The 22,724-nt window shown below is 68.6% G+C and carries 20 protein-coding genes and 1 riboswitch; of the genes, 13 read left to right on the top strand and 7 right to left on the bottom strand.

The features are described 5' to 3' along the window. Positions 1-114 precede the first annotated feature (114 nt). Positions 115-528 (top strand): anti-sigma regulatory factor, encoded by a 414-nt coding sequence (locus tag ACFVXC_RS09595; RefSeq protein ID WP_356256223.1) that lies wholly within the window; start codon positions 115-117, stop codon positions 526-528. Next, on the top strand, positions 525-1,598 hold the full coding sequence (locus ACFVXC_RS09600; RefSeq protein ID WP_389903349.1) for an RNA polymerase sigma factor SigF: 1,074 nt from the start codon (positions 525-527) through the stop codon (positions 1,596-1,598). Before ACFVXC_RS09595 ends, ACFVXC_RS09600 begins: the two co-directional genes overlap by 4 nt. A 57-nt stretch (positions 1,599-1,655) precedes the next feature. Here ACFVXC_RS09600 and ACFVXC_RS09605 read toward each other — a convergent pair whose 3' ends face one another. Beyond that, positions 1,656-2,108, bottom strand: coding sequence for a hypothetical protein (locus tag ACFVXC_RS09605; protein WP_389903351.1), 453 nt, complete (start codon positions 2,106-2,108; stop codon positions 1,656-1,658). Between the two features lie 92 nt (positions 2,109-2,200). Between ACFVXC_RS09605 and ACFVXC_RS09610 the strand changes: the two genes are divergently transcribed. Then, the gene (locus ACFVXC_RS09610; RefSeq protein ID WP_389903354.1) at positions 2,201-3,169 is read left to right on the top strand and encodes a diacylglycerol/lipid kinase family protein; all 969 of its coding nucleotides are present in this window, start codon (positions 2,201-2,203) and stop codon (positions 3,167-3,169) included. 318 nt (positions 3,170-3,487) lie between these two features. Continuing rightward, positions 3,488-3,745 (top strand): WhiB family transcriptional regulator, encoded by a 258-nt coding sequence (locus ACFVXC_RS09615; RefSeq protein WP_016639615.1) that lies wholly within the window; start codon positions 3,488-3,490, stop codon positions 3,743-3,745. Between the two features lie 213 nt (positions 3,746-3,958). Here ACFVXC_RS09615 and ACFVXC_RS09620 read toward each other — a convergent pair whose 3' ends face one another. Together ACFVXC_RS09620 and ACFVXC_RS09625 are read right to left on the bottom strand one after the other, a co-directional pair. Next, positions 3,959-5,428: a sensor histidine kinase gene (locus tag ACFVXC_RS09620; protein ID WP_389904389.1), complete on the bottom strand. Its 1,470-nt coding sequence runs from the start codon at positions 5,426-5,428 to the stop codon at positions 3,959-3,961. 393 nt (positions 5,429-5,821) lie between these two features. Continuing rightward, positions 5,822-6,418, bottom strand: a complete 597-nt coding sequence (locus tag ACFVXC_RS09625) for a TetR/AcrR family transcriptional regulator (protein ID WP_389903355.1) — start codon at positions 6,416-6,418, stop codon at positions 5,822-5,824. 93 nt (positions 6,419-6,511) lie between these two features. Here ACFVXC_RS09625 and ACFVXC_RS09630 point away from each other — a divergent pair, with 93 nt between their 5' ends. Together ACFVXC_RS09630 and nagB are read left to right on the top strand one after the other, a co-directional pair. Continuing rightward, positions 6,512-7,270 (top strand): SDR family oxidoreductase, encoded by a 759-nt coding sequence (locus ACFVXC_RS09630; protein ID WP_389903357.1) that lies wholly within the window; start codon positions 6,512-6,514, stop codon positions 7,268-7,270. 266 nt (positions 7,271-7,536) lie between these two features. Beyond that, positions 7,537-8,322 carry a glucosamine-6-phosphate deaminase gene (nagB, locus tag ACFVXC_RS09635; RefSeq protein WP_389903358.1) on the top strand — a complete coding sequence of 262 codons (786 nt, stop codon included), beginning with the start codon at positions 7,537-7,539 and terminating at the stop codon, positions 8,320-8,322. Positions 8,323-8,450: 128 nt separating this feature from the next. Here nagB and ACFVXC_RS09640 read toward each other — a convergent pair whose 3' ends face one another. The 4 genes from ACFVXC_RS09640 to ACFVXC_RS09655 form a co-directional block, all read right to left on the bottom strand. After that, positions 8,451-9,944 (bottom strand): glycoside hydrolase family 3 protein, encoded by a 1,494-nt coding sequence (locus ACFVXC_RS09640; RefSeq protein WP_389903361.1) that lies wholly within the window; start codon positions 9,942-9,944, stop codon positions 8,451-8,453. 8 nt (positions 9,945-9,952) lie between these two features. Then, positions 9,953-10,759, bottom strand: coding sequence for a carbohydrate ABC transporter permease (locus ACFVXC_RS09645; protein WP_389904390.1), 807 nt, complete (start codon positions 10,757-10,759; stop codon positions 9,953-9,955). A 29-nt stretch (positions 10,760-10,788) separates the two neighbouring features. Further along, entirely contained in the window at positions 10,789-11,769 is a 981-nt protein-coding gene (locus tag ACFVXC_RS09650; RefSeq protein ID WP_389903364.1) for a carbohydrate ABC transporter permease, read from the bottom strand. 107 nt (positions 11,770-11,876) lie between these two features. Then, entirely contained in the window at positions 11,877-13,151 is a 1,275-nt protein-coding gene (locus ACFVXC_RS09655) for an extracellular solute-binding protein (RefSeq protein ID WP_389903367.1), read from the bottom strand. 321 nt (positions 13,152-13,472) lie between these two features. On the opposite strand from ACFVXC_RS09655, the gene ACFVXC_RS09660 reads away from it, so the two are divergent. The 7 genes from ACFVXC_RS09660 to ACFVXC_RS09690 all read left to right on the top strand — a co-directional run bounded on the left by ACFVXC_RS09660 (position 13,473) and on the right by ACFVXC_RS09690 (position 22,662). Continuing rightward, positions 13,473-14,246: a GntR family transcriptional regulator gene (locus ACFVXC_RS09660; protein ID WP_389904392.1), complete on the top strand. Its 774-nt coding sequence runs from the start codon at positions 13,473-13,475 to the stop codon at positions 14,244-14,246. A gap of 130 nt (positions 14,247-14,376) precedes the next feature. Beyond that, positions 14,377-16,524: a carbon starvation CstA family protein gene (locus tag ACFVXC_RS09665; protein WP_389903370.1), complete on the top strand. Its 2,148-nt coding sequence runs from the start codon at positions 14,377-14,379 to the stop codon at positions 16,522-16,524. After that, positions 16,521-16,718, top strand: a complete 198-nt coding sequence (locus tag ACFVXC_RS09670) for a YbdD/YjiX family protein (RefSeq protein ID WP_389903372.1) — start codon at positions 16,521-16,523, stop codon at positions 16,716-16,718. Before ACFVXC_RS09665 ends, ACFVXC_RS09670 begins: the two co-directional genes overlap by 4 nt. 120 nt (positions 16,719-16,838) lie before the next feature. Continuing rightward, positions 16,839-17,108, top strand: a complete 270-nt coding sequence (locus tag ACFVXC_RS09675) for a DUF3311 domain-containing protein (protein ID WP_249587841.1) — start codon at positions 16,839-16,841, stop codon at positions 17,106-17,108. Beyond that, positions 17,105-18,754 (top strand): monocarboxylate uptake permease MctP, encoded by a 1,650-nt coding sequence (mctP, locus tag ACFVXC_RS09680; RefSeq protein WP_389903374.1) that lies wholly within the window; start codon positions 17,105-17,107, stop codon positions 18,752-18,754. Before ACFVXC_RS09675 ends, mctP begins: the two co-directional genes overlap by 4 nt. Positions 18,755-18,911: 157 nt before the next feature. Then, a riboswitch (cobalamin riboswitch) is annotated at positions 18,912-18,989 on the top strand. A 155-nt stretch (positions 18,990-19,144) separates the two neighbouring features. After that, complete coding sequence (locus tag ACFVXC_RS09685; protein ID WP_389903377.1) at positions 19,145-21,589, top strand: ribonucleoside-diphosphate reductase subunit alpha; 2,445 nt, start codon at positions 19,145-19,147, stop codon at positions 21,587-21,589. A gap of 116 nt (positions 21,590-21,705) precedes the next feature. After that, positions 21,706-22,662: a ribonucleotide-diphosphate reductase subunit beta gene (locus ACFVXC_RS09690; RefSeq protein WP_389904393.1), complete on the top strand. Its 957-nt coding sequence runs from the start codon at positions 21,706-21,708 to the stop codon at positions 22,660-22,662. The last annotated feature ends 62 nt before the right edge of the window (positions 22,663-22,724 follow it).

Genomic DNA, 22,724 nt, shown 5'->3' on the forward strand with positions numbered 1-22,724 from the left:
GCGATAGCGTCACCGCTGAACTACGTGGTGCGTTACCCGTGTGACGCAGTCCGGACCGCCGGTAGACGGCGGACCTGGAGCCCCGAAAGTGCTTGTACCACCTTGGAGGTGAGGGTGTCCCAGATCGCAGGCGAGCCCGGGAATCAGGACTTCGTCGAGGTCCGCCTTCCGGCTGCGGGTGCCTACCTGTCGGTGCTGCGTACGGCCACGGCCGGTCTCGCGGCGCGTTTGGACTTCACTCTCGACGAGATCGAGGACCTCCGCATCGCGGTCGACGAGGCCTGCGCGATCCTGCTCCAGCAGGCCGTGCCCGGTTCGGTACTCAGCTGCGTCTTCCGACTCGTCGACGACTCCCTGGAGGTGACCGTCTCGGCTCCGACCACCGACGGCAGGGCCCCGGAGCGGGACACGTTCGCCTGGACCGTGCTGTCCGCTCTGGCGGGTCAGGTCGACTCCACCGTGGCCGAGGACAAGACCGTCTCGATCAGCCTCTACAAGAAGCGCGGCGCGGGACCCGGGCCGGCGTGAGGGACGGGGAGGGGCCGGTGCGCAACGAAGAGCGCGGCACACGAGATCTGCCCGGCGAGCGGGGAGATACGCCGATAGAGCCGACGAGGGGGCGCGCGGCTCCGGCGGAGTCGCCCCTCACGGGCATCCCCGAGCAGCAGGCCAGGCCACACCCGGAGGATCCGGAGCAGCCGGGTCCGCCGACTGTGGCTGACGCGTCGGAGCAGGCAGAGCCGACCGCCGGGGAGGAGCGCGCAAAGCCCTCCTTCCGGAGCGGCGGGCAACGGGCGGGATACATGAGCGATCACGGTGAGCAGCAGCACACCCGGCATAATCCGCAGGACCGCAGCGGTGCACGCGCGATGTTCATCGAGCTGCGCGAGCTGGAGAGCGGCAGCCCCCAGTACGCGGAGCTGCGCAACAAGCTGGTCCGCATGCACCTGCCGCTCGTCGAGCACCTGGCCCGCCGCTTCCGCAACCGCGGCGAGCCCCTTGACGATCTGACGCAGGTCGCCACCATCGGCCTGATCAAGTCCGTGGACCGCTTCGACCCGGAGCGCGGCGTGGAGTTCTCCACGTACGCGACACCCACGGTCGTCGGCGAGATCAAGCGGCACTTCCGCGACAAGGGCTGGGCGGTCAGGGTGCCGCGGCGCCTCCAGGAGCTGCGGCTCGCCCTGACCACGGCGACCGCCGAGCTGTCCCAGCTGCACGGCCGCTCGCCCACGGTGCACGAGCTCGCCCAGAAGCTGGCCATCTCCGAGGAGGAGGTCCTTGAGGGCCTGGAGTCGGCCAACGCGTACTCCACACTCTCGCTCGACGTGCCGGACACGGACGACGAGTCGCCGGCGGTCGCGGACACCCTGGGCTCGGAGGACGAGGCCCTTGAGGGCGTCGAGTACAGGGAATCCCTCAAACCGCTCCTGGAAGACCTTCCACCACGCGAGAAGCGCATTCTGCTGCTGCGGTTCTTCGGCAACATGACGCAGTCGCAGATCGCCCAGGAGGTCGGCATCTCCCAGATGCACGTCTCCCGGCTCCTCGCCCGCACACTCGCGCAGCTGCGCGAGAAGCTCCTCGTCGAGGAGTGACGAAGGAGCAGGCCACCCCTCCGGGCCTGCTCCTTCGGGACGTCTCGTGCGGGACGGCTACTTCACGTCGTCCTGTGCGTTCCCCGGCCCCCGGATGCCAAGGGCCTCGGTCGTGGCGGGGTTGACCAGCAGGACGAGCGCGGCCACCGCGACTGCGGCGAGCACGATGCCGACCGGGATGGCCATGCTGTCCGCCTGCAGCAGCTGCCAGGCCACCGGAAGCGCCATGATCTGCGTGATGATGGCGGGCCCCCGGCTCCAGCTGCGGCGGCCCAGGAGACCGCGTGCGGCGAGCAGGGGCAGGAGCGCGAGGACGATCAGCGTGACGCCGCCCGTCGTGGCCTGTTCCGGGTTGTCGGGGTCACCCGCGAGGCCCATCACGAGCATGTAGACACCCGCCGCGATGAGTGCGACGCCCTCCAGCGCGGCGAGCGCCGCGGCGGCCGTCAGACGTCCGGGACGCGGGCCGGATTCCGGGGCTTGTGGGGTGGGGTTCCGCTCAGTGCTCACCCATGCAGCGTAGCTGTGCGTGTCCGTACTCCGGGCCCCGGTCCGCCCCCTCGGTCTAGGCCGGGTAAAGACCGCTAGGTACTCTGCTTCGCATGCGTGCACTTCTTGTGGTCAACCCAGCGGCAACCACCACCAGCGCGCGCACGCGTGACGTACTGATCCACGCGCTGGCGAGCGAGATGAAACTCGAAGCGGTCACCACGGAGTACCGCGGCCATGCCCGGGACCTCGGAAGACAGGCCGCGGAGAGCAAGGACATCGAGCTGGTCGTCGCCCTCGGCGGGGACGGCACGGTCAACGAGGTCGTCAACGGCCTGCTGCACGGCGGACCCGCCCCGGACCGCCTGCCCCGCCTCGCCGTCGTCCCCGGCGGCTCCACCAACGTCTTCGCCCGAGCCCTCGGTCTGCCCAACGACGCCGTGGAGGCGACGGGCGCCCTGCTCGACGCCCTGCGTGAGGGAAGCGAACGGACAGTGAGCCTGGGCCAGGTGTCGGGCACTCCCGGCACGGAGGACGAAGCCGTCCCCTCGCGCTGGTTCACCTTCGCCGCCGGATTCGGATTCGACGCGGGAGTGGTGGGCCGGGTCGAACAACAGAGGGAACGCGGGAAGCGGTCCACCCATGCGCTGTATTTGCGCCAGGTGCTCCGTCAGTTCATCGACGAGCCGCACCGCAGGCACGGAATGATCACGCTGGAACGGGCCGGCGAGGACCCGGTGACCGACCTCGTGCTCTCCATAGTCTGCAACACCTCTCCCTACACCTACCTGGGCAATCGCCCGATGTACGCGTCCCCGCAGGCCTCCTTCGACTCGGGTCTGGACGTGCTCGGTCTGAGCAAGCTCTCCACCACTGCGGTGGCCCGGTACGGGACCCAACTCCTGACGTCGACGCCTGATCGCGGACCACACGGCAAGCACGCGGTTACGCTCCATGACCTCACCGACTTCACCTTGCATTCGAAGGTGCCGCTCCCCCTCCAGATGGACGGTGACCACCTGGGGCTGCGCACGAGCGTGACGTTCACAGGCGTACGCCGTGCACTGCGTGTGATTGTGTGAGTGGAAGGGGCCAAAGTCCTTTCACTCGAACGTTTAGGCCAGGATCCACCCCATGGAAGTACGGCTGTGACCCAGTCGACACTGAGGAATCAAAAAAAACTTCCCGGAAGGGGTTGTATCCGCCGCCGAGGTTTGCGAATCTCTACATGGCGATCGGGACGGCCCGCAACATCGGCCCCACAGAAAGCCAGAACCCCCTCCTCAACACATAGGACATCGTCGCGTATGTGACGAACGTCCCTTCCGTCGTCGAGGGATTCGTGAAAGCGTTCACATTCACAAGCAACTTGCATGTAATACCAAGGAGAGGTAGCAGCCATGGACTGGCGTCACAACGCCGTTTGCCGCGAGGAAGACCCCGAGCTCTTCTTCCCCATCGGCAACACCGGTCCTGCGCTGCTGCAGATCGAGGAAGCCAAGGCCGTCTGCCGCCGCTGCCCCGTCATGGAGCAGTGCCTGCAGTGGGCGCTCGAGTCCGGCCAGGACTCCGGCGTCTGGGGTGGCCTCAGCGAGGACGAGCGCCGTGCAATGAAGCGCCGCGCCGCTCGCAACCGTGCACGCCAGGCAAGCGCCTGACGCTCACGCCCCCTACGAGCCTGAGCCCGGCGGCGCGTACAGCGAGTACGCATCTCCCGCCCCCGAGCCGCAGCCGCGCAGTACCCCCGATGCGCAACGCAACGTGAGTAGTGAGCCCCGGACCATTTCGGTCCGGGGCTCACTGCTTTGTCGTGTGTGTACGTACGCGATCGGCGTTGTGTGTGTACGTATGCGATCGGCCGCGTCCCGGCGCTACTTGTCGCCGCGCACCGGGATGTCGAGGACGACCTGCGTGCCACGCTCCGGCGCCCGCACCATGTCGAACGTACCGCCCATCTCGCCCTCGACCAGGGTGCGGACGATCTGCAGGCCGAGGTTGCCCGAGCGGTGCGCGTCGAAGCCTTCGGGCAGGCCGACGCCGTCGTCCTGGACCGTGATCAGGAGGCGGCCGTCCTTGCTGGTGGTGCTGCCGCGTACGGCGGAGACCTCGACCGTGCCGGTGTCGCCTTCCTGGAAGCCGTGCTCCAGGGCGTTCTGCAGAACCTCGGTGAGGACCATCGACAGCGGGGTCGCGACCTCGGCGTCCAGGATGCCGAAGCGTCCGGTGCGCCGGCCGGTGACCTTGCCGGGCGAGATCTCCGCCACCATCGCGAGAACACGGTCGGCGATCTCGTCGAACTCCACGCGCTCGTCCAGGTTCTGGGACAGCGTCTCGTGCACGATGGCGATGGAGCCCACGCGGCGTACCGCCTCCTCCAGTGCCTCGCGGCCGGTGGCGGAGTCAATGCGGCGTGCCTGCAGGCGAAGAAGGGCGGCAACCGTCTGGAGGTTGTTCTTCACCCGGTGGTGGATCTCCCGGATGGTCGCGTCCTTGGTGATCAATTCCCGCTCGCGTCGGCGCAGTTCAGTGACGTCGCGCAGGAGTACGAGTGAACCGATGCGCGGGCCCTTGGGCTTGAGCGGGATCGCGCGGAGCTGGATCACGCCGTCGCCGCCCTCGATCTCGAACTCACGGGGCGCCCAGCCGCTGGCGACCTTGGCGAGTGCCTCGTCCACCGGGCCGCGGGACGGGGCCAGTTCGGCGGTCGCCGTGCCGAGGTGGTGGCCGACCAGGTCGGCGGCGAGGCCGAGGCGGTGGTACGCGGAGAGCGCGTTCGGCGACGCGTACTGGACGATGCCGTCCGCGTCGAGCCGGAGCAGACCGTCGCCCACCCGTGGAGACGCGTCCATGTCGACCTGCTGACCGGGGAACGGAAAGGATCCCGCGGCGATCATCTGGGCGAGGTCCGATGCCGACTGAAGGTAGGTCAGCTCCAGGCGTGAGGGGGTGCGCACGGTGAGCAGGTTCGTGTTGCGGGCGATGACACCCAGGACGCGCCCTTCCCTGCGTACGGGAATGGACTCGACCCGCACCGGGACCTCCTCGCGCCACTCGGGGTCGCCCTCGCGCACGATGCGGCCCTCGTCCAGGGCGGCGTCGAGCAGCGGGCGGCGGCCACGCGGGACGAGATGGCCGACCATGTCGTCCTGGTAGGAGGTGGGGCCGGTGTTGGGCCGCATCTGCGCCACGGAGACATAGCGGGTGCCGTCACGGGTGGGTACCCACAGCACGAGGTCGGCGAAGGAGAGGTCGGAGAGCAGCTGCCACTCCGAGACCAGCAGGTGCAGCCACTCGAGATCGGAGTCACCGAGAGCGGTGTGCTGGCGTACGAGATCGTTCATGGAGGGCACGTGTGCGAGCGTACCTGGCAGGTCCGGCGGGTCCGCTCCGGGAGATTCCCGTCGAGCCGCGGCGCCAGGGCGGGACCCTCAACCCACCCACGGCACCGCAGCCCTTCAGGAACACCGACCACCGGAATGTGCGGTACCAGGCGGTCGATCGGAGGATCCGACACGGTCAGGGCAGAGAGTGCCGGCTCCTCGGTCCGCCCTCCTGTGCGGGAAGGACGGATGCTTTACCAACGCATTGTGGACTAGACCATTCACCTGTGTCTACGCGTCGGCAGATGTTTGTTGTTGTCTCTTTCTCTCACTTGTCGCCCGGCAGAGCTATACGTCGCCCGGCGGACTTATTCATGCCGCCCGAGCGGACTCACGCATGCCGTCCCAGCGGATTCACACATCCGGCCAGACACGCATGGCCATCTCGGCGACCGTTTCGAGCTCGCGTCGGGTCGCGCCGTCGCGGGACTGCTGGGACATGCCCTGGAGCACGGCTCCGGTGTAGCGGGCCAGGGCGGGGGCGTCGGTCCGAGGGGGGAGCTCGCCCGTGGCGACGGCGGCCCTGATGCGGGACTCGATGGAGCTGATGTTGGCGTTGCGGCGATCGCGCAGACCGGCGTCGATCTCCGGTGTCGCGCAGTTCGTCGCGGCGCAGATGACGAGGCAGCCGTGCGGGTGCCCGTCTTCCGTGTACTTGTCCGCGGCCTCGTGCAGCATGCGCGCGACTCCGCCGCGGACGGTCGGCTCCTCCGCGAACGCGCGCTCGCCGAAGGAGCCGTGCGTCTGCCCGTAGAGCAGCACGACCTCCTCGAACAGTGACTGCTTGTCACCGAAGGCCGCATACATGCTCGGGGCGCCGATACCCATGGCCCGGGTGAGGTCCGTGACCGATGTCGCCTCGTACCCCTGCTCCCAGAAGGTGCGCAGCGCCTGCTCCAGCGCGGTCTCGCGGTCGAAGGAGCGGGGGCGTCCACGTTGTTTCGTCGCCATGGAGGGAATTGTATAGCGAGCGCTAGAAAAACGACGCGGAGTGCGCTACGGTTTTTTCTGTAACGACCACTAGAGAAATAGGGGGCGGCTCCCATGGGCGCGCTTGCGGGGAAGACGGCACTGGTCACGGGCGGCAGTCGCGGCATCGGGCGGGGCATCGCCGAGCGGCTCGGGCGGGACGGCGCGCGGGTCGCCGTGCACTACGGCAGCAATGCGGTGGCGGCGAAGGAGACGGTCACGGCGATCGTGGCGGCCGGGGGCTCCGCCTTCGCGATCGGGACCGAGCTCGGGGTGCCAGGAGACGCGGCAGCGCTGTGGGAGGCGTTCGACGCGCACGCGGACGGTGTGGACATCCTGGTGAACAACGCGGGGATCGGCACGTCGCGGCCGTTCGCCGATGCGGACGAGGCGGAGTTCGACCGGCTGTTCGCGGTCAACGCCAAGGCGCCGTTCTTCATCGCCCAGCTCGGCGAGCGGCGGCTGCGCGACGGCGGGCGGATCATCAACATCTCGTCGGGCGTCTCCCAGGCGGCGGTCCTGCCGGAGATCCTGACGTACGCCATGACCAAGGGCGCCCTGGACGTCTTCACACGGAATCTGTCCAAGGTCCTCGGCCCCCGCGGCATCACGGTCAACTCGGTGGCGCCGGGCATCGTGGACACGGACGTCAACGCCGAGTGGCTGCGCGGCGACGCGAACAAGGAGGCCTGGGCGGGCGCGGCGGCGATGTCGGCGCTCGGCCGGGTCGGCACCCCTGCGGACATAGCCGACGTGGTGGCCTTCCTCGCGTCGGACGACGGGCGCTGGGTGACCGGCCAGTGGATGGACGTGACGGGAGGCTCACTGGCCTAGGGCTCCGGACCCCGGGCGCTGAGCACTGGGCACTGGGCACTGGGCACTGGGCACTGGGCACTGGGATATGGAACTCGACGGGCGGGACGGGCGGGGGGTGCTCGACGGGCGGGGGCGGGCCGGAGAGTCGAGCATGGAACGAGGGAACTTGAGCCCGAGAACCTGGGGCTCAGATGGGCCAGCTCTGCTAGATTGGTCTATACCACATTGCCCGTGGGTCCTCTCTCCAGACCCGTGAGTCCCCTCTCCAGATCGGCAGGCCCAGCGTGGAAGTTGTCATCGTCCCGGACGCCAAGGCAGGCGGCGAGCTCATCGCGGAGGCCATGGCCGCCTTGGTGCGCCGTAAGCCTGACGCCCTGCTCGGTGTCGCCACCGGATCCACCCCCCTGCCCATCTACGAAGCCCTTGCCGCCAAGGTCGGCTCCGGTGCCGTGGACGCCTCGCAGGCCCGGATCTGCCAGCTCGACGAGTACGTGGGGCTGCCCGCCGGGCACCCCGAGTCCTATCGCTCCGTGGTGCTGCGCGAGGTCGTCGAGCCGCTTGGGCTCAGCGAGAAGTCCTTCATGGGGCCCGACGGCAGCGCCGAGGACGTGCAGGCGGCGTGCGAGGCGTACGACGAGGCGCTCGCGGCGGCCGGCGGCGTGGACCTCCAGCTGCTCGGCATCGGCACGGACGGGCACATCGGATTCAACGAACCCTGCTCCTCGCTCGCCTCGCGTACGCGGATCAAGACGCTGACGGAGCAGACGCGGGTGGACAACGCGCGCTTCTTCGACGGGGACATCGAGCAGGTGCCGCATCACGTGATCACCCAGGGCATCGGGACGATCCTGGAGGCCCGGCACCTGGTGCTGCTCGCCACGGGCGAGGGCAAGGCGGATGCGGTGGCCGCGACGGTGGAGGGGCCTGTCGCCGCGGTGGTTCCGGCTTCGGCTCTGCAGCTGCATCCGCACGCGACCGTCGTCGTGGACGAGGCCGCGGCCTCCAAGCTGAAGCTCGGGGAGTACTTCCGGGCCACATTCGCGGCGAAGCCGGCCTGGCAGGGCCTGTAGGCGAGTCGGGCTGTACGAAGGTGCCGGGGCGCCCCCGCTGGGGCGCCCCGGCACCTTTCGTCTGTCGTCACGCCACGCGTGCGTCAGGGCCGGTCGCGCAGCTCCCCGTGACCCTCACGGGGCACTGCTCAAGCCCCTGTGATCACCTCTGCCGCCGCCAGGCCGCAGACCCTGGCCGCTCCATGCGTGGCGATGTGGAGGGAGCCCCTCGGGGCTGAGCGGGGCACGCCCATCTCGACCACGATCGTGTCGGGGCGGGCCGTCAGCAGGGTGGTCAGGGCCTCTGCCATCCACCCGTGGCGGTGAGCGTCGCGGACGACGGCCACCACTCGCCGCTCCCCCGCCTCGGCCAGCGCGAGCGCACCCGCGTCCGCGCCGGTGAAGCTGCCCGTCCGAGTGCCCGGGAGCAGGCGTTCCAGCTCGGCTGCGACGCCCCACGGGGTCTCGTCGCCCACCGCGATGTTGGCCATCGGGGTGAAGGCGGCGACGTACGGAGCCTCGGTGAGCGGGGCCGTGTAGGACTCGCCCCGGGTGACCGTCAGAGCACGGCGGGCCGCGACCAGGCCGATCTCGGTGCCGGGCGCGCCCCCCGAACGATCGGCCGCGCCCGGCATCGAGGTCCAGTGGGCCAGCGCACGTACGCGCGTGGCCGCGTCGGCGAGGCGCTCCTCGGAGAGCTCGCCCGAGCGGACGGCCCCGACCAGCGCGTCACGAAGGCGCAGGACCGTCTCGTCGTCAGCGAGGCCGCCGCCCACGCAGATCGCGTCGGCACCGGCGGCGATGGCGAGCACGCTGCCGCGCTCGATGCCGTAGGTGGCGGCGATGGCCTGCATCTCCATGCCGTCCGTGACGATCAGGCCGTCGTAGTTCAGTTCCTCGCGCAGGAGGCCCGTCAGGATGCGGCGCGACAGGGTCGCCGGGTACTCCGCGTCCAGGGACGGGACGACGATGTGCGCGCTCATCACCGCGCGCGAGCCCGCGGCGATCGCCGCGCGGAACGGCGCGAGGTCGCGTGCCCGCAGCACATCGGGGTCGACCCCGATGCGCGGCAGGTCGTGGTGCGAGTCGACCGCGGTGTCGCCGTGCCCGGGGAAGTGCTTGGTGCAGGCGGCGACGCCCGCGGACTGCAGCCCCTCGACGTACGCGGCGGTGTGCCGGGCCACCAGGAGAGGATCCGCGCCGAAGGAACGTACGCCGATGACGGGATTGTCCGGGTTGGAGTTGACGTCGGCGGACGGCGCCCAGTTCAGGTTGACGCCGCACGCGGCGAGCCGGCGGCCCATCTCGGCGGCCACGTCACGGGTGAGCCCGGTGTCGTCGACCGCGCCGAGCGCGAGGTTGCCGGGGAAGGAGGAGCCGGAGCGGACCTCCAGGCGGGTCACGTCACCGCCCTCCTCGTCGATGGCGACCAGGACGTCGTCGCGCTCGGCGCGCAACTGGGCCGTCAGTGCGCCCAGCTGTTCGGGCGAGGCGATGTTGCGGCCGAACAGGCCGACCGAGGCGAGGCCTTCACCGATCCTGCGCAGCAGCCAGTCGGGCGCGCTGGTCCCGACGAAGCCGGGCTGCAGGACGGTCAGGGCGTCGCGGGTCAGGGTGTCGGTGGGGCGGGCGAGTGTCGTCATATGGCGTGTTATCCCTTCACGGCACCGTCGGTCAGACCGCTGACGGCCCTGCGCTGCAGGAAGACGAAGAGGACGAGGATCGGGATGGCGAAGAGCGAGGCGGCGGCCATGGTGGCACCCCAGTCGTCACCGAAGGCGGTCTGGAAACCGGAGAGCCACACCGGCAGGGTCTTGGCTTCCGCCTCCTTGTTGAGGACAAGGACGAGCGGGAATTCGTTCCAGGCGGTGATGAATCCGAAGAGCGAGGTTGACATCAGACCCGGCGCGAGCAGCGGCAGGATCACCCGGCGGAACGCCTGCATCCGCGAACAGCCGTCCACCATCGCCGACTCCTCCAGCTCGCGCGGCACCGCGGCGACGAAGCCGCGCAGCGTCAGGAGCGTGAAGGGCAGGATCATCACCATGTAGAAGAGGGTGAGCGGGACGAGGCTGTTCAGCATGTCGGCGTCGCGCACGATGATGTAGATCGCGATGACCATGACTTCCCAGGGCGCCATCTGCGCCAGCATGAAGCCGATGATGAAGCCCTTGCGGCCCTTGAACCGCATCCGGGCCAGCGCGAACGCCGACGCCAGGCCGATGATCAGCGAGGAGACCACGGCGAGCAGCGTGACGGTGAGGGAGTTGCCGACCATCGTCCAGAAGTGGTCGGCGTTCACGGCCGTCTTGAAGTGTTCGAACGTCACGTCGGTCGGGATCCACACCGGATCCTCGCTGATGATGTCGCCGGTCGGCTTGAAGGCCGTGGCGAACATCCAGTAGACCGGGAAGACGAAGCCGATGAAGAGTACGACGGCCACCGCGTTGGGCCAGATCCGCCGGAACCTCGACGAAGCAGTGCGCGTCACAGCTCGTCCTCCTCTTGCTTGAGCACGATCCGCAGGTAGAAGGCGGTCAGGGCCAGCAGGATCACGATGGTGAGCAGCGCGATCGCCGCACCCATGCCGAAGTGCTGGTTGCCCATGCCCTCGATGTAGGCGTAGACGGGCAGGATCTCGGTGAGCCGGTCCGGGCCGCCTTCGTTGAGCGCCATGACCTGCGCGAACGCCTTGAAGACCCAGATGATCTCCAGGAACGTCGTCGCGTAGAGGAAGGGCCGCAGGTAGGGCAGCGTGACGTTCGTGAAGCGCTTCCAGGCGCCTGCGCCGTCGAGCGACGCGGCCTCGTAGAGCTCCTTGGGGATCACCGTCGTCGCGGCGTACAGGTTGATCGCCACGAACGGGATCGACATCCAGACGATCAGGAAGATGACCACGAAGAACGTGGAGAGCTGGCTGCCCATCCAGTCGTAGTCGGCCATCGAGTGCCAGCCGGCCTTGTCCAGGACCCAGTTGACGACGCCGAAGCGCTGGGCGAACAGCCACTGGTAGACGGTCGTCGCCGCGATGACCGGCATCGCCCAGGCGAGCACGAGCCCGACCAGGAGGAGCGTGCGCATCCGCTTGCCGAGGCGTGCCAGCAGCAGGCCCACAAGCGTGCCGATCGCCATGATCAGTACGACGTTGATCGCGGTGAACGCGATCGAGCGCCCGGTGACCCGCCAGAAGTCCTCTCCGGTGAGGACCTCCTTGAAGTTGTCGATCCCGTTCCACTCCGTGAGGTGGAGGATGAACTGCCTCATGTTGAGGTTCTGGAACGACAGCATCCCGTTGTTGATCAGCGGCCAGCCGAGGAACACGAGCGTGGCCGCGATCGCGGGAAGCAGGAGCAGGTAGGGGGCGAGCGACCGGGCACGCTCGCGGGGCTTGCCCGGATCTCCCGGCCGTCCGTCCGTTTTCACGACGTCCGGCGGGCCGGTGGGCGGCCGTTCGGTCTGCACGGTCATGCTCGCCATCTCTTTCGTGGGCATCGCGGAACGCAGCGCTGTGCCGGGGCAGCGGGCCCGGGGGCGGAAGTCACCCCGGGCCCGAAGTCCCCGGCAGGAGCGCGTCCTTACTGCTTCTGCGACAGGCGCTTGTTGAGCTCGCCCTCGACCTGCTTGGCGGCGTCGTCGTTCGACTTACCGTTCAGCACCGCGGTCATGTAGTTCTTGATCGGGTTCGGCGGGTTCTCGACCGCCGCCCACTCCGGGATCAGCGGGGTGGTGCCGCCGCCGGCGGTGGCAGGGGCCATGGCCTCGGCGGCCGGGTTGCCCTTGAGCTGGGCCTCCAGGGCCTGCTTGTTCGGGATGACGCCGCCTTCCTTGGCGAGCGCACCCTCGAACTTGTCGTTCAGCGCGATCTTCAGGAACTCCTTGGCGAGCTCCTGCTTCTTGCTGGTCGCGGCGACGGCGAAGTTCGAGCCGCCGAGGAAGACGCCCTCGGGCTTGGCGGCGGTGGCGCCGGGGATCGTGAAGTAGCCGATGTCCTTCTCGATCTTCGGGTTGGCCTTGATCGCGGTCGCGGCCTCCCAGCTCATGCCGATGAAGGCGCCGGTCTTGCCCTTGGCGAAGACCTCGGCCTGCTGCGGGGTGGCCTCGTCCTTGTTCTTGGGGGCCTTGGAGAGGTCCGCGAACTCCTTGTACGTCTTCATGGCCTTGGCGACCTTGGGGTCGGTCAGGTTGGAGACGTACTTGTCGCCGTCCTTCTTGACCAGCTCGGCGCCCTCACCGATGGTCAGGCCGACGAAGTGGTACCAGTTCTGGCCCGGCAGGTAGATCGGCTCGGCCTCGGTCTTGGAGCCGATCTGCTTGAGGTCCTTGAGGAACTCGGCGCGGGTCTTGGGGGTGTCCTTGATGCCGGCGTCGGCCCAGACCTTCTTGTTGTAGATCACGACGCGGTTCAGGACGAACCACGGGGCGGCGTACTGCTTGCCGTCCACGACCGAGGACTTGTTGATCGACTCGGTCCAGTCGGCGCCGACGCCTTCCTTGAGGTCGCTCAGGTCGGCGAGGCCGCCGGTCTTGGCGTACGCGGCGGTCTGGGTGTTGCCGATCTCGAAGACGTCCGGCGGGTTCTCCTCGGAGAGAGCGGTCGTCAGCTTCTGCTGGATGCCGTTCCACTGCTGGACTTCGAGCTTCAGCTTGGCGCCGGTCTTCTTCTCGAAGGCGGCCTTGACGTCCTTGGTCCAGCCGGCGGGCGTGGAGCCGTCCATCGCCCAGAGCGTCAGGGTCTCCCCCTTGAAGCCGTCCGCCCCGGCCTTCTTGTCGTCACTGTCGTCGCTGCCGCACGCTGCGATCGAGACCAACATGCCCGCGACACCGATGGCCGCTATGAGCTTGCGCTTCACGTCACCCTCCTCAAGGGATGCCAGTCAACCCCCCACCCGCAGCGACCGAATGGACCGAGATCTGCCCGTGGGACTGGAACCTGGTCTTTAATGGTGTAGACCAGTACGGGGAGCTTGGCCTAGACCTTTAGGGGTGTCAAGGGTGTATAAGAAGGGCTGTCAGGTCCGTTATCGGACCGACACCTGAGGGCTCAGTCCTCCCCCGAGCTCGCGACTTCGCTCGGCAGGGGGACCCCCTCGGCCCGGTACGTGCCACGATGTGAGCCGCGACAGACGGAGGAGCCGGTGACGGCAGCAGCACAGGAGCCGGGAAGGCAGCGCATGGGCAGCGAGGCAGGCAGTACCGAGACCGACGCGGGCGCGGCCCCGAGCGTCGGCCGCACCGCGCGCGTGCCCAAGTACTACCGCCTGAAGCGCCACTTGCTCGACATGACGGAGACACTGCCGCCCGGCACCCCGGTCCCCCCGGAGCGCACGCTGGCCGCCGAGTTCGACACCTCCCGCACGACGGTCCGCCAAGCCCTCCAAGAGCTGGTCGTCGAGGGCCGCCTGGAGCGGATCCAGGGCAAGGGCACCTTCGTGGCCAAGCCCAAGGTGTCCCAGGCGCTGCAACTCACCTCGTACACCGAGGACATGCGGGCCCAGGGCCTGGAACCCACCTCCCAGCTCCTGGACATCGGCTACATCACCGCCGACGACACCCTGGCCGGACTGCTCGACATCAGCACGGGCGGCCGGGTGCTCAGGATCGAGCGGCTCCGGCTCGCCAACGGCGAGGCCATGGCCATCGAGACGACGCACCTCTCGGCCAAGCGCTTCCCGGCCCTGCGCCGCTCCCTGGTCAAGTACACCTCGCTCTACACGGCACTCGCCGAGGTGTACGACGTCCATCTCGCGGAGGCCGAGGAGACGATCGAGACCTCCCTCGCGACCCCGCGCGAGGCGGGCCTGCTCGGCACGGACGTGGGCCTGCCGATGCTGCTCCTGTCGCGGCACTCCCTGGACGGCGGCGGCCAGCCGGTGGAGTGGGTCCGTTCGGTCTACCGGGGCGACCGCTACAAGTTCGTGGCACGCCTCAAACGCCCCACGGACTGACCGCTGCTCCTCACCGGCCGGTCTCTCCCCGCCCACTGACCCTCGTCCGGGGTCTGGCGCCAGATCGCCGTGCTGCTCTACGGTCCTCCCGTCATCGCATGATGAGCGTGATGAACGGGAGGACGACCCGGTGCGCACAGCGAATCCCCGATCCATCGTCATCTGGACCCTCGTCGCCCTTGTGGGCGCCGCGGGCTGGGCCGTGCTTGCGCTCTCGCGCGACGAGGAGGTGTCGGCCGCCTGGATGGTGGCCGCGGCCCTCGGCTCGTACGCCATCGCCTATCGCTTCTACTCCAAGTTCATCGTCAACCGTGTCCTGAAGGTCGACAAGAACCGGGCCACTCCGGCGGAGCGCCTGGACAACGGCATCGACTTCCACCCGACCGACCGCCGCGTCCTGCTCGGCCACCACTTCGCGGCCATCGCGGGCGCGGGGCCGCTCGTGGGGCCCGTACTCGCCGCGCAGATGGGCTATCTGCCGGGCACGATCTGGATCATTGTCGGGGTGATCTTCGCAGGCGCCGTGCAGGACATGGTCGTCCTCTTCTTCTCCACGCGGCGCGACGGCAAGTCGCTCGGCCAGATGGCGCGCGAGGAGATCGGCCCCTTCGGCGGGGCCGCCGCGCTGCTCGCCGCCTTCGCCATCATGATCATCCTGCTCGGGGTGCTCGCGCTCGTCGTCGTCAACGCGCTCGCCGACTCGCCGTGGGGCACCTTCTCCATCGCGATGACCATTCCGATCGCGTTGTTCATGGGCTTCTACCTGCGGGTCCTGCGCCCCGGGCGGGTCAGCGAGGTCTCCCTCATCGGGATCACGCTGCTCCTGATCGCGCTCGTCGCCGGGCGCCGGGTCGCCGAGTCGTCGCTCGCGGACACCTTCACGCTCGCGCCGTCGACGCTGGTCATCTGGCTGGTGGCGTACGGATTCATCGCATCGATCCTGCCGGTGTGGATGCTGCTCGCGCCGCGCGACTACCTCTCCACCTTCATGAAGATCGGCACGATCCTGCTGCTCGCGATCGGCGTCGTCGTCACGCTGCCGACGCTGAAGATGGACCCGGTGACCGACTTCGCCTCGCGCGGCGACGGGCCCGTATTCGCCGGATCGCTCTTCCCGTTCGTCTTCATCACCATCGCCTGCGGGGCCCTGTCCGGTTTCCACGCGCTGATCTCGTCGGGCACGACGCCGAAGATGGTCCAGAAGGAGACCCAGATCCGGATGATCGGCTACGGCTCCATGCTGATGGAGTCGGCCGTCGCGATCATGGCTCTCGTCGCGGCGAGCATCATCGACCCGGGGCTCTACTTCGCGATGAACGCGCCCGCCGGGGTCATCGGGGACAACGTCCAGGCCGCGTCGCAAGCCGTCGCGGGCTTTGGATACTCCATCTCCCCCGAGGACTTGGCGCAGGCCGCCAAGAACGTCGAGGAGTCCTCGCTGCTCTCGCGCACCGGTGGCGCTCCCACGCTCGCGATCGGTGTCTCCGAGATCTTCTCGAAGGTCACCGGCGGCTCCATGAAGGCGTTCTGGTACCACTTCGCGATCATGTTTGAGGCGCTGTTCATCCTGACCGCGCTCGACGCGGGCACGCGCGTGGGCCGCTTCATGCTCCAGGACATGCTCGGGAACGTCTACAAACCCTTCAAGAGCGTCAGCTGGAAGCCAGGACTCATCATCACGAGCGCGGTCGTCACAGGCCTGTGGGGCTACTTCCTCTGGGTGGGCGTGCACGAGCCGCTCGGCGGGATCAACCAGCTCTTCCCGATCTTCGGCATCTCCAACCAGCTACTCGCCGCGGTCGCGCTCGCCGTCTGCACGACGCTCCTGGTGAAGTCGGGGCGCCTCAAGTGGGCCTGGATCACCGGGATTCCACTGGTCTGGGACGCGACGGTGACGCTGACCGCCAGCTGGCAGAAGGTCTTCTCCAGCGACCCGCGCGTGGGCTTCTTCAAGCAGCGCTCCATCTACCAGGACGCGATCGACGACGGAAAGATCCTGCCGCCCGCCAAGTCCATGGACGACATGCACACCGTCGTCACCAACTCCACGGTGGACGGCGTCCTCTCGGCCACGCTCGCCCTGCTCATCGTCATCGTGATCGCCGACGCGGCCCGGATCTGCGTGAAGCACGTCCGCGATCCGCGGTCGTCGCGGCTGAGCGAGGCCGAGTACGTGGAGTCGAGGCTGACCGCGCCGGCCGGGCTCGTGCCGACCCAGGAGGAGAAGGCGGAGCTGGCGGCTGCGAAGGCTGAGACCGACGCGAAGGTCCCGTCATGACCTGGGTGCTCCGCGGGCTGCGGTGGGTGCGGTGGTACGCACGGGAGTTGACCGATGAATCCGCGTACGACCGCTATGTCGCGCACACGCGGAAGACGCATCCCGGGGCATCCGTGCCCACCCGGAGGGAGTTCGAGCGAATGCGCACGGATCAGCAGGAGTCGGATCCGCGGCAGGGGTTCCGCTGCTGCTGAACAGGCGCTGAGCAGAGGCTTCGACACGTCCGTTATCCGGACAGGGGTTCCATAGATCAATACTCTCGCTTAGATTTCCCGCACGTTAAAGGTGAGATAAGCGAGGGAGCGGAACCGCAAGTGTCAGATGCGCCTGAAGTGAGCAGACCGGTGATCACGCCGGTCCGCGTGGTCATTGCCCTCTGTCTCGTAGCGCCGTTCGTGGCGATGCTCTGGGTGAGCTCCTACGCGAAGGTCGAACCGACCTTCATCGGCATCCCGTTCTTCTACTGGTACCAGATGCTGTGGGTGCTCATCTCCACCGCTCTCACCATGATCGCGTACAAGCTGTGGCAGCGTGACCAGCGCGCCCGCAAGGCCGAGCAGGCCCAGGGGGGTGCGACCCGATGAACGAGCTCGCAGCGGACACGGGCGGCGTCAACGGCATCGCCCTCGCCGTCTTCATCTTCTTCTTCGTCGCCGTCACGGCGATGGGCTTCCTGGCCGCGCGCTGGCGCAAGGCCGAGACCGAGAGCCTGGACGAATGGGGCCTCGGCGGCCGGTCGTTCGGCACCTGGGTCACCTGGTTCCTGCTCGGCGGCGACCTCTACACGGCCTATACGTTCGTGGCCGTCCCCGCGGCGATCTACGCGGCGGGCGCGGCCGGCTTCTTCGCCGTGCCGTACACGATCCTCGTCTACCCGCTGATCTTCACCTTCCTGCCGCGCCTGTGGTCCGTCTCGCACAAGCACGGATACGTGACCACCTCCGACTTCGTGCGCGGACGCTTCGGCTCTAAGGGGCTCTCCCTTGCCGTCGCGGTCACCGGCATCCTCGCCACGATGCCGTACATCGCGCTCCAGCTCGTCGGCATCCAGGCCGTGCTCGACGTGATGGGCGTCGGCGGCGGTCCGGACACGAACTGGTTCATCAAGGACCTGCCGCTCCTGATCGCGTTCGCGGTGCTCGCCGCGTACACCTACTCGTCGGGGCTGCGCGCCCCCGCGCTGATCGCGTTCGTGAAGGACGGTCTGATCTATCTCGTCATCGCCGTCGCGATCATCTACATCCCGATCAAGCTCGGCGGCTTCGACAGCATCTTCCAGGCGGCGAACGAGAAATTCTCGGCGGCGAACGAGGCGGCGGGCAAGCCCGTGGCGGGTCTCGCGCCGGGGCACACCGGGCAGTGGACGTACGCCACGCTCGCGCTCGGCTCCGCGCTCGCGCTGTTCATGTACCCGCACTCGATCACCGCGACGCTCTCCTCCAAGAGCCGCAACGTGATCCGCCGCAACACCACGATCCTGCCGCTCTACTCCCTGATGCTCGGCCTGCTCGCGCTGCTCGGCTTCATGGCGATCGCGGCCGGGGTCAAGGTGGAGAACGGGCAGCTGGCGATTCCGCAGCTGTTCGAGAACATGTTCCCCGACTGGTTCACCGGCGTGGCCTTCGCCGCCATCGGCATCGGCGCCCTGGTGCCCGCCGCCATCATGTCGATCGCGGCCGCGAATCTCTTCACCAGGAACATCTACAAGGACTTCCTCAAGCCGGACGCGACGCCACAGCAGGAGATGAAAGTCTCCAAGCTGGTCTCGCTCCTGGTGAAGGTGGGCGCGCTCGCCTTCGTCCTCACCATGGACAAGACGGTCGCGATCAACTTCCAGCTCCTGGGCGGCATCTGGATCCTGCAGACCATGCCCGCGCTGGTCGGCGGCCTGTTCACACGGTGGTTCCACCGCTGGGCGCTGCTCGCGGGCTGGGCGGTCGGCATGGTCTACGGGACGGTCGCCGCGTACGGTGTCGCCTCGCCGACGCAGAAGCACTTCGGCGGCTCGTCCGACGAGATCCCCGGCATCGGCGAGATCGGCTACATCGGCCTCACGGCGTTCGTCCTGAACCTGGTGGTCACCGTGGTCATGACGTTCGTCCTGCGCGCCGCCAAGGCACCTGACGGCATCGACGAGACCTCTCCCGGCGACTACACGGCGGACGCGGGCGACCCCGGCGTCGTGGAGGAGCTTCCGCCGGCCACGGCGGGGGCGCCTGGCGGGCACTGAGCCCCCTGCGCACACCGATCACCGTCCGACACGGGCCGCCGGTTCTCCGGCGGCCCGTTGGCATTCCTGTGCCCTCACCAGGCCACGCCGACACAAGATATGGGGCTGCCGCCCAGAGCCAGCACAAGATGTATGCTCGTGCTCGCTGTCGCCGCAGGGGAATCCGGTGCAAGTCCGGAACTGTCCCGCAACGGTGTATGAGTGCGCATTTGTCGTGCTCGTGAGTCCGAGGACCTGTCGACAGCGCGCCCGTTCCGACCGGTCCGGGCGCCAACGACGTCCGGGCCTCGTGGAATGGGCTGGTGGACGCGGAGCGCAGCCCTGCCCAGGCGGCGCCCGTGTGTCACTCCTCCCCTCCTCAAGGTTCCGAGCCGAGCGAGGGAGTGCTCCGTGACCATCGCGCCAGCCGAACCTGCGTCAGCGCAGACCACCGACGGTCAGCAGACCACCGTTGGCCAGCAGACCGGCGACGGCCCAGGAACCGCGCTGCTGCGCACCCTGACCGACCTCACCGCCGACCTCCCCGACGCCGACCCCGGCCGGGTCGCCGCCGCCGCGCTGCGCGGCCGTTCGGCCAAGGCGGATCTGGCGGAGCTGCGGGAGCTCGCGACCGAGGCGGCCGCCGGGCTCATCTCCGAGGACCCGACGTACTCGCAGCTCGCGGCCAGGCTCCTGAGCCTCAGCATCCGGGACGAGGCCGCGTCGCAGGGCGTGCGTTCCTTCTCCGACTCGGTCGCCGTGGGGCACCGCGAGGGCCTGATCGCGGACCGCACCGCCGCGTTCGTCGTCGACCACGCGGACCGTCTGGACGGCCTCGTGGAGGCCGCCCTTCAGGACGGCGCCGACTTCCGCTTCGGCTACTTCGGCCTGCGCACGCTGCACAGCCGCTATCTGCTGCGCCACCCGATCACCCGGCACGTCATCGAGACCCCGCAGCACTTCATGCTGCGCGTCGCGAGCGGCCTGGCCGAGACTGCATCTGATTCAACGACGGTCAGCGCGCGCTCGGTGGACGAAGTCGCCTCCCTGTACCGCCTGATGAGCCGCCTGGACTACCTGCCGTCGTCGCCGACGCTCTTCAACTCCGGCACCCGCCACCCGCAGATGTCCTCCTGCTACCTCCTCGACTCGCCCCTGGACGAGCTGGACTCCATCTACGACCGCTACCACCAGGTCGCGCGCCTCTCCAAGCACGCGGGCGGCATCGGCCTCTCGTACTCCCGCATCCGGGCCCGCGGTTCGCTGATCCGCGGCACGAACGGCCACTCCAACGGCATCGTGCCGTTCCTCAAGACCCTGGACGCCTCCGTCGCCGCCGTGAACCAGGGCGGCCGCCGCAAGGGCGCCGCCGCGGTCTACCTGGAGACCTGGCACTCCGACATCGAGGAGTTCCTGGAGCTGCGCGACAACACGGGTGAGGACCAGCGGCGCACGCACAACCTCAACCTCGCGCACTGGATCCCGGACGAGTTCATGCGCCGGGTCGCCGCCGACCAGGACTGGTCGCTGTTCTCGCCCGCCGACGTGCCCGACCTTGTCGACCTGTGGGGCGACGCGTTCGACGCCGCCTACCGCGAGGCCGAGGCCGCCGGGCTCGCCCGCAAGACCATCCCCGCCCGTGACCTCTACGGCCGCATGATGCGCACCCTCGCGCAGACCGGCAACGGCTGGATGACCTTCAAGGACGCCGCCAACCGCACCGCCAACCAGACGGCGGAGCCCGGCCACACCGTCCACTCCTCCAACCTCTGCACGGAGATCCTGGAGGTGACGGACGACGGGGAGACGGCCGTCTGCAACCTGGGTTCGGTGAACCTCGGCGCCTTCGTGGACACGGCGGCCGGTGACATCGACTGGGAGCGGCTCGACGAGACCGTCCGCACCGCCGTCACCTTCCTCGACCGCGTGGTCGACATCAACTTCTACCCGACGGAGCAGGCCGGCCGGTCGAACGCCCGGTGGCGCCCGGTGGGCCTGGGCGCCATGGGGCTCCAGGACGTCTTCTTCCAGCTGAAACTGCCCTTCGACTCGCCCGCCGCGCGCGCCCTCTCGACGCGCATCGCCGAGCGGATCATGCTCGCCGCGTACGAGGCGTCCGCCGATCTCGCCGAGCGCAACGGCCCTGTGCCCGCCTGGGAGAAGACCCGCACCGCGCGGGGCGTCCTGCACCCCGACCACTACGGCGTCGAGCTGACCTGGCCGGAGCGCTGGGCCGCGCTGCGGGAACGTATCGCCACGACCGGCATGCGCAACTCGCTGCTCCTGGCCATCGCGCCGACCGCCACGATCGCGTCCATCGCGGGCGTGTACGAGTGCATCGAGCCGCAGGTCTCCAACCTCTTCAAGCGCGAGACGCTGTCCGGCGAGTTCCTCCAGGTGAACGCCTACCTGGTGCAGGAGCTGAAGCGGCTCGGCGTCTGGGACGCGCAGACCCGCGAGGCGCTGCGCGAGGCCAACGGCTCCGTGCAGGGATTCAGCTGGATCCCCGCCGAGGTGCGCGATCTCTACCGCACCGCGTGGGAGATCCCGCAGCGCGGTCTGATCGACATGGCCGCCGCGCGCACGCCGTTCCTCGACCAGGCGCAGTCCCTGAACCTGTTCCTGGAGACGCCGACCATCGGCAAGCTCTCCTCGATGTACGCCTACGCCTGGCAGCAGGGTCTGAAGACCACGTACTACCTGCGTTCGCGCCCGGCGACCCGGATCGCCCGCGCCGCGGCGGGCCGCACCGAAGGCGCCGAACCCGCTCCCACCCCCGTACCCGCCCAGGTCTCGGCCGAAGAAGCCGTCGCCTGCTCCCTGGAAAACCCCGAGTCCTGCGAGGCCTGCCAGTAATGCCCACCCGTCACCCGGCCACCACCCCCGATGGACAGCGCTTCGCGCCGGAAGCCACCCCCACCAACGCCGAGAAGAACCTGCTCGACCCGGGCTTCGAGCTGACCCTGCGTCCCATGCGCTACCCCGACTTCTACGAGCGCTACCGGGACGCGATCAAGAACACCTGGACCGTCGAGGAGGTCGACCTCCACTCGGACGTCTCCGACCTCGCCAAGCTCTCGCCCGGCGAGCAGCACATGATCGGCCGTCTGGTCGCGTTCTTCGCGACCGGCGACTCGATCGTCTCCAACAACCTCGTGCTCACGCTCTACAAGCACATCAACTCCCCCGAGGCCCGGCTCTACCTGAGCCGCCAGCTCTTCGAGGAGGCCGTGCACGTCCAGTTCTATCTGACGCTGCTCGACACCTATCTGCCCGACCCCCAGGACCGCGCCGCGGCCTTCGACGCGGTCGAGGAGATCCCCTCCATCCGCGAGAAGGCCGAGTTCTGCTTCCGCTGGATGGACTCGGTCGAGAAGATGGACCGCCTGGAGAGCAAGTCCGACCGGCGCCGCTTCCTGCTGAACCTGATCTGCTTCGCGGCGTGCATCGAGGGGCTCTTCTTCTACGGTGCCTTCGCCTACGTCTACTGGTTCCGCTCGCGCGGCCTGCTGCACGGCCTCGCCACCGGCACCAACTGGGTGTTCCGCGACGAGACGATGCACATGAGCTTCGCCTTCGACGTCGTCGACACCGTCCGCAAGGAGGAGCCGGAGCTCTTCGACGACGCGCTCCAGACGCAGGTCACCGACATGCTCAAGGAGGCCGTCGAGGCCGAGCTGCAGTTCGCGCGCGACCTGTGCGGTGAGGGCCTGCCCGGCATGAACACCGACTCCATGCGCGAGTATCTGCAGTGCGTCGCCGACCAGCGGCTCCAGCGGCTCGGGTTCGCGCCGGTCTACGGCTCCTCAAACCCGTTCTCGTTCATGGAACTCCAGGGTGTTCAGGAGCTGACCAACTTCTTCGAGCGGCGTCCTTCGGCCTACCAGGTCGCGGTCGAGGGTTCGGTCTCCTTCGACGACGAGTTCTAGCCGCGCCGAGCTGCGGGAGGCGGTGGACGCGGCCGCCCGCAGCTCGCGGTCGATCCGGCGGT

Source organism: Streptomyces sp. NPDC058257 (assembly GCF_042881845.1).
In the GTDB taxonomy this organism is placed as follows: Bacteria; Actinomycetota; Actinomycetes; order Streptomycetales; family Streptomycetaceae; genus Streptomyces.

Excerpts from the sequence above, each read along its gene's own strand:
- ACFVXC_RS09610 (WP_389903354.1), top strand. The coding sequence starts at position 2,201 with ATGCGTGCACTTCTTGTGGTCAACCCAGCGGCAACCACCACCAGCGCG.
- ACFVXC_RS09615 (WP_016639615.1), top strand. The coding sequence starts at position 3,488 with ATGGACTGGCGTCACAACGCCGTTTGCCGCGAGGAAGACCCCGAGCTC.
- ACFVXC_RS09625 (WP_389903355.1), bottom strand. The coding sequence starts at position 6,418 with ATGGCGACGAAACAACGTGGACGCCCCCGCTCCTTCGACCGCGAGACC.
- ACFVXC_RS09690 (WP_389904393.1), top strand. The coding sequence starts at position 21,706 with ATGCGCTACCCCGACTTCTACGAGCGCTACCGGGACGCGATCAAGAAC.
- mctP (WP_389903374.1), top strand. The coding sequence starts at position 17,105 with ATGAACGAGCTCGCAGCGGACACGGGCGGCGTCAACGGCATCGCCCTC.
- ACFVXC_RS09620 (WP_389904389.1), bottom strand. The coding sequence starts at position 5,428 with ATGAACGATCTCGTACGCCAGCACACCGCTCTCGGTGACTCCGATCTC.
- ACFVXC_RS09650 (WP_389903364.1), bottom strand. The coding sequence starts at position 11,769 with ATGACCGTGCAGACCGAACGGCCGCCCACCGGCCCGCCGGACGTCGTG.
- ACFVXC_RS09630 (WP_389903357.1), top strand. The coding sequence starts at position 6,512 with ATGGGCGCGCTTGCGGGGAAGACGGCACTGGTCACGGGCGGCAGTCGC.
- ACFVXC_RS09660 (WP_389904392.1), top strand. The coding sequence starts at position 13,473 with ATGGGCAGCGAGGCAGGCAGTACCGAGACCGACGCGGGCGCGGCCCCG.
- ACFVXC_RS09670 (WP_389903372.1), top strand. The coding sequence starts at position 16,521 with ATGACCTGGGTGCTCCGCGGGCTGCGGTGGGTGCGGTGGTACGCACGG.
- ACFVXC_RS09640 (WP_389903361.1), bottom strand. The coding sequence starts at position 9,944 with ATGACGACACTCGCCCGCCCCACCGACACCCTGACCCGCGACGCCCTG.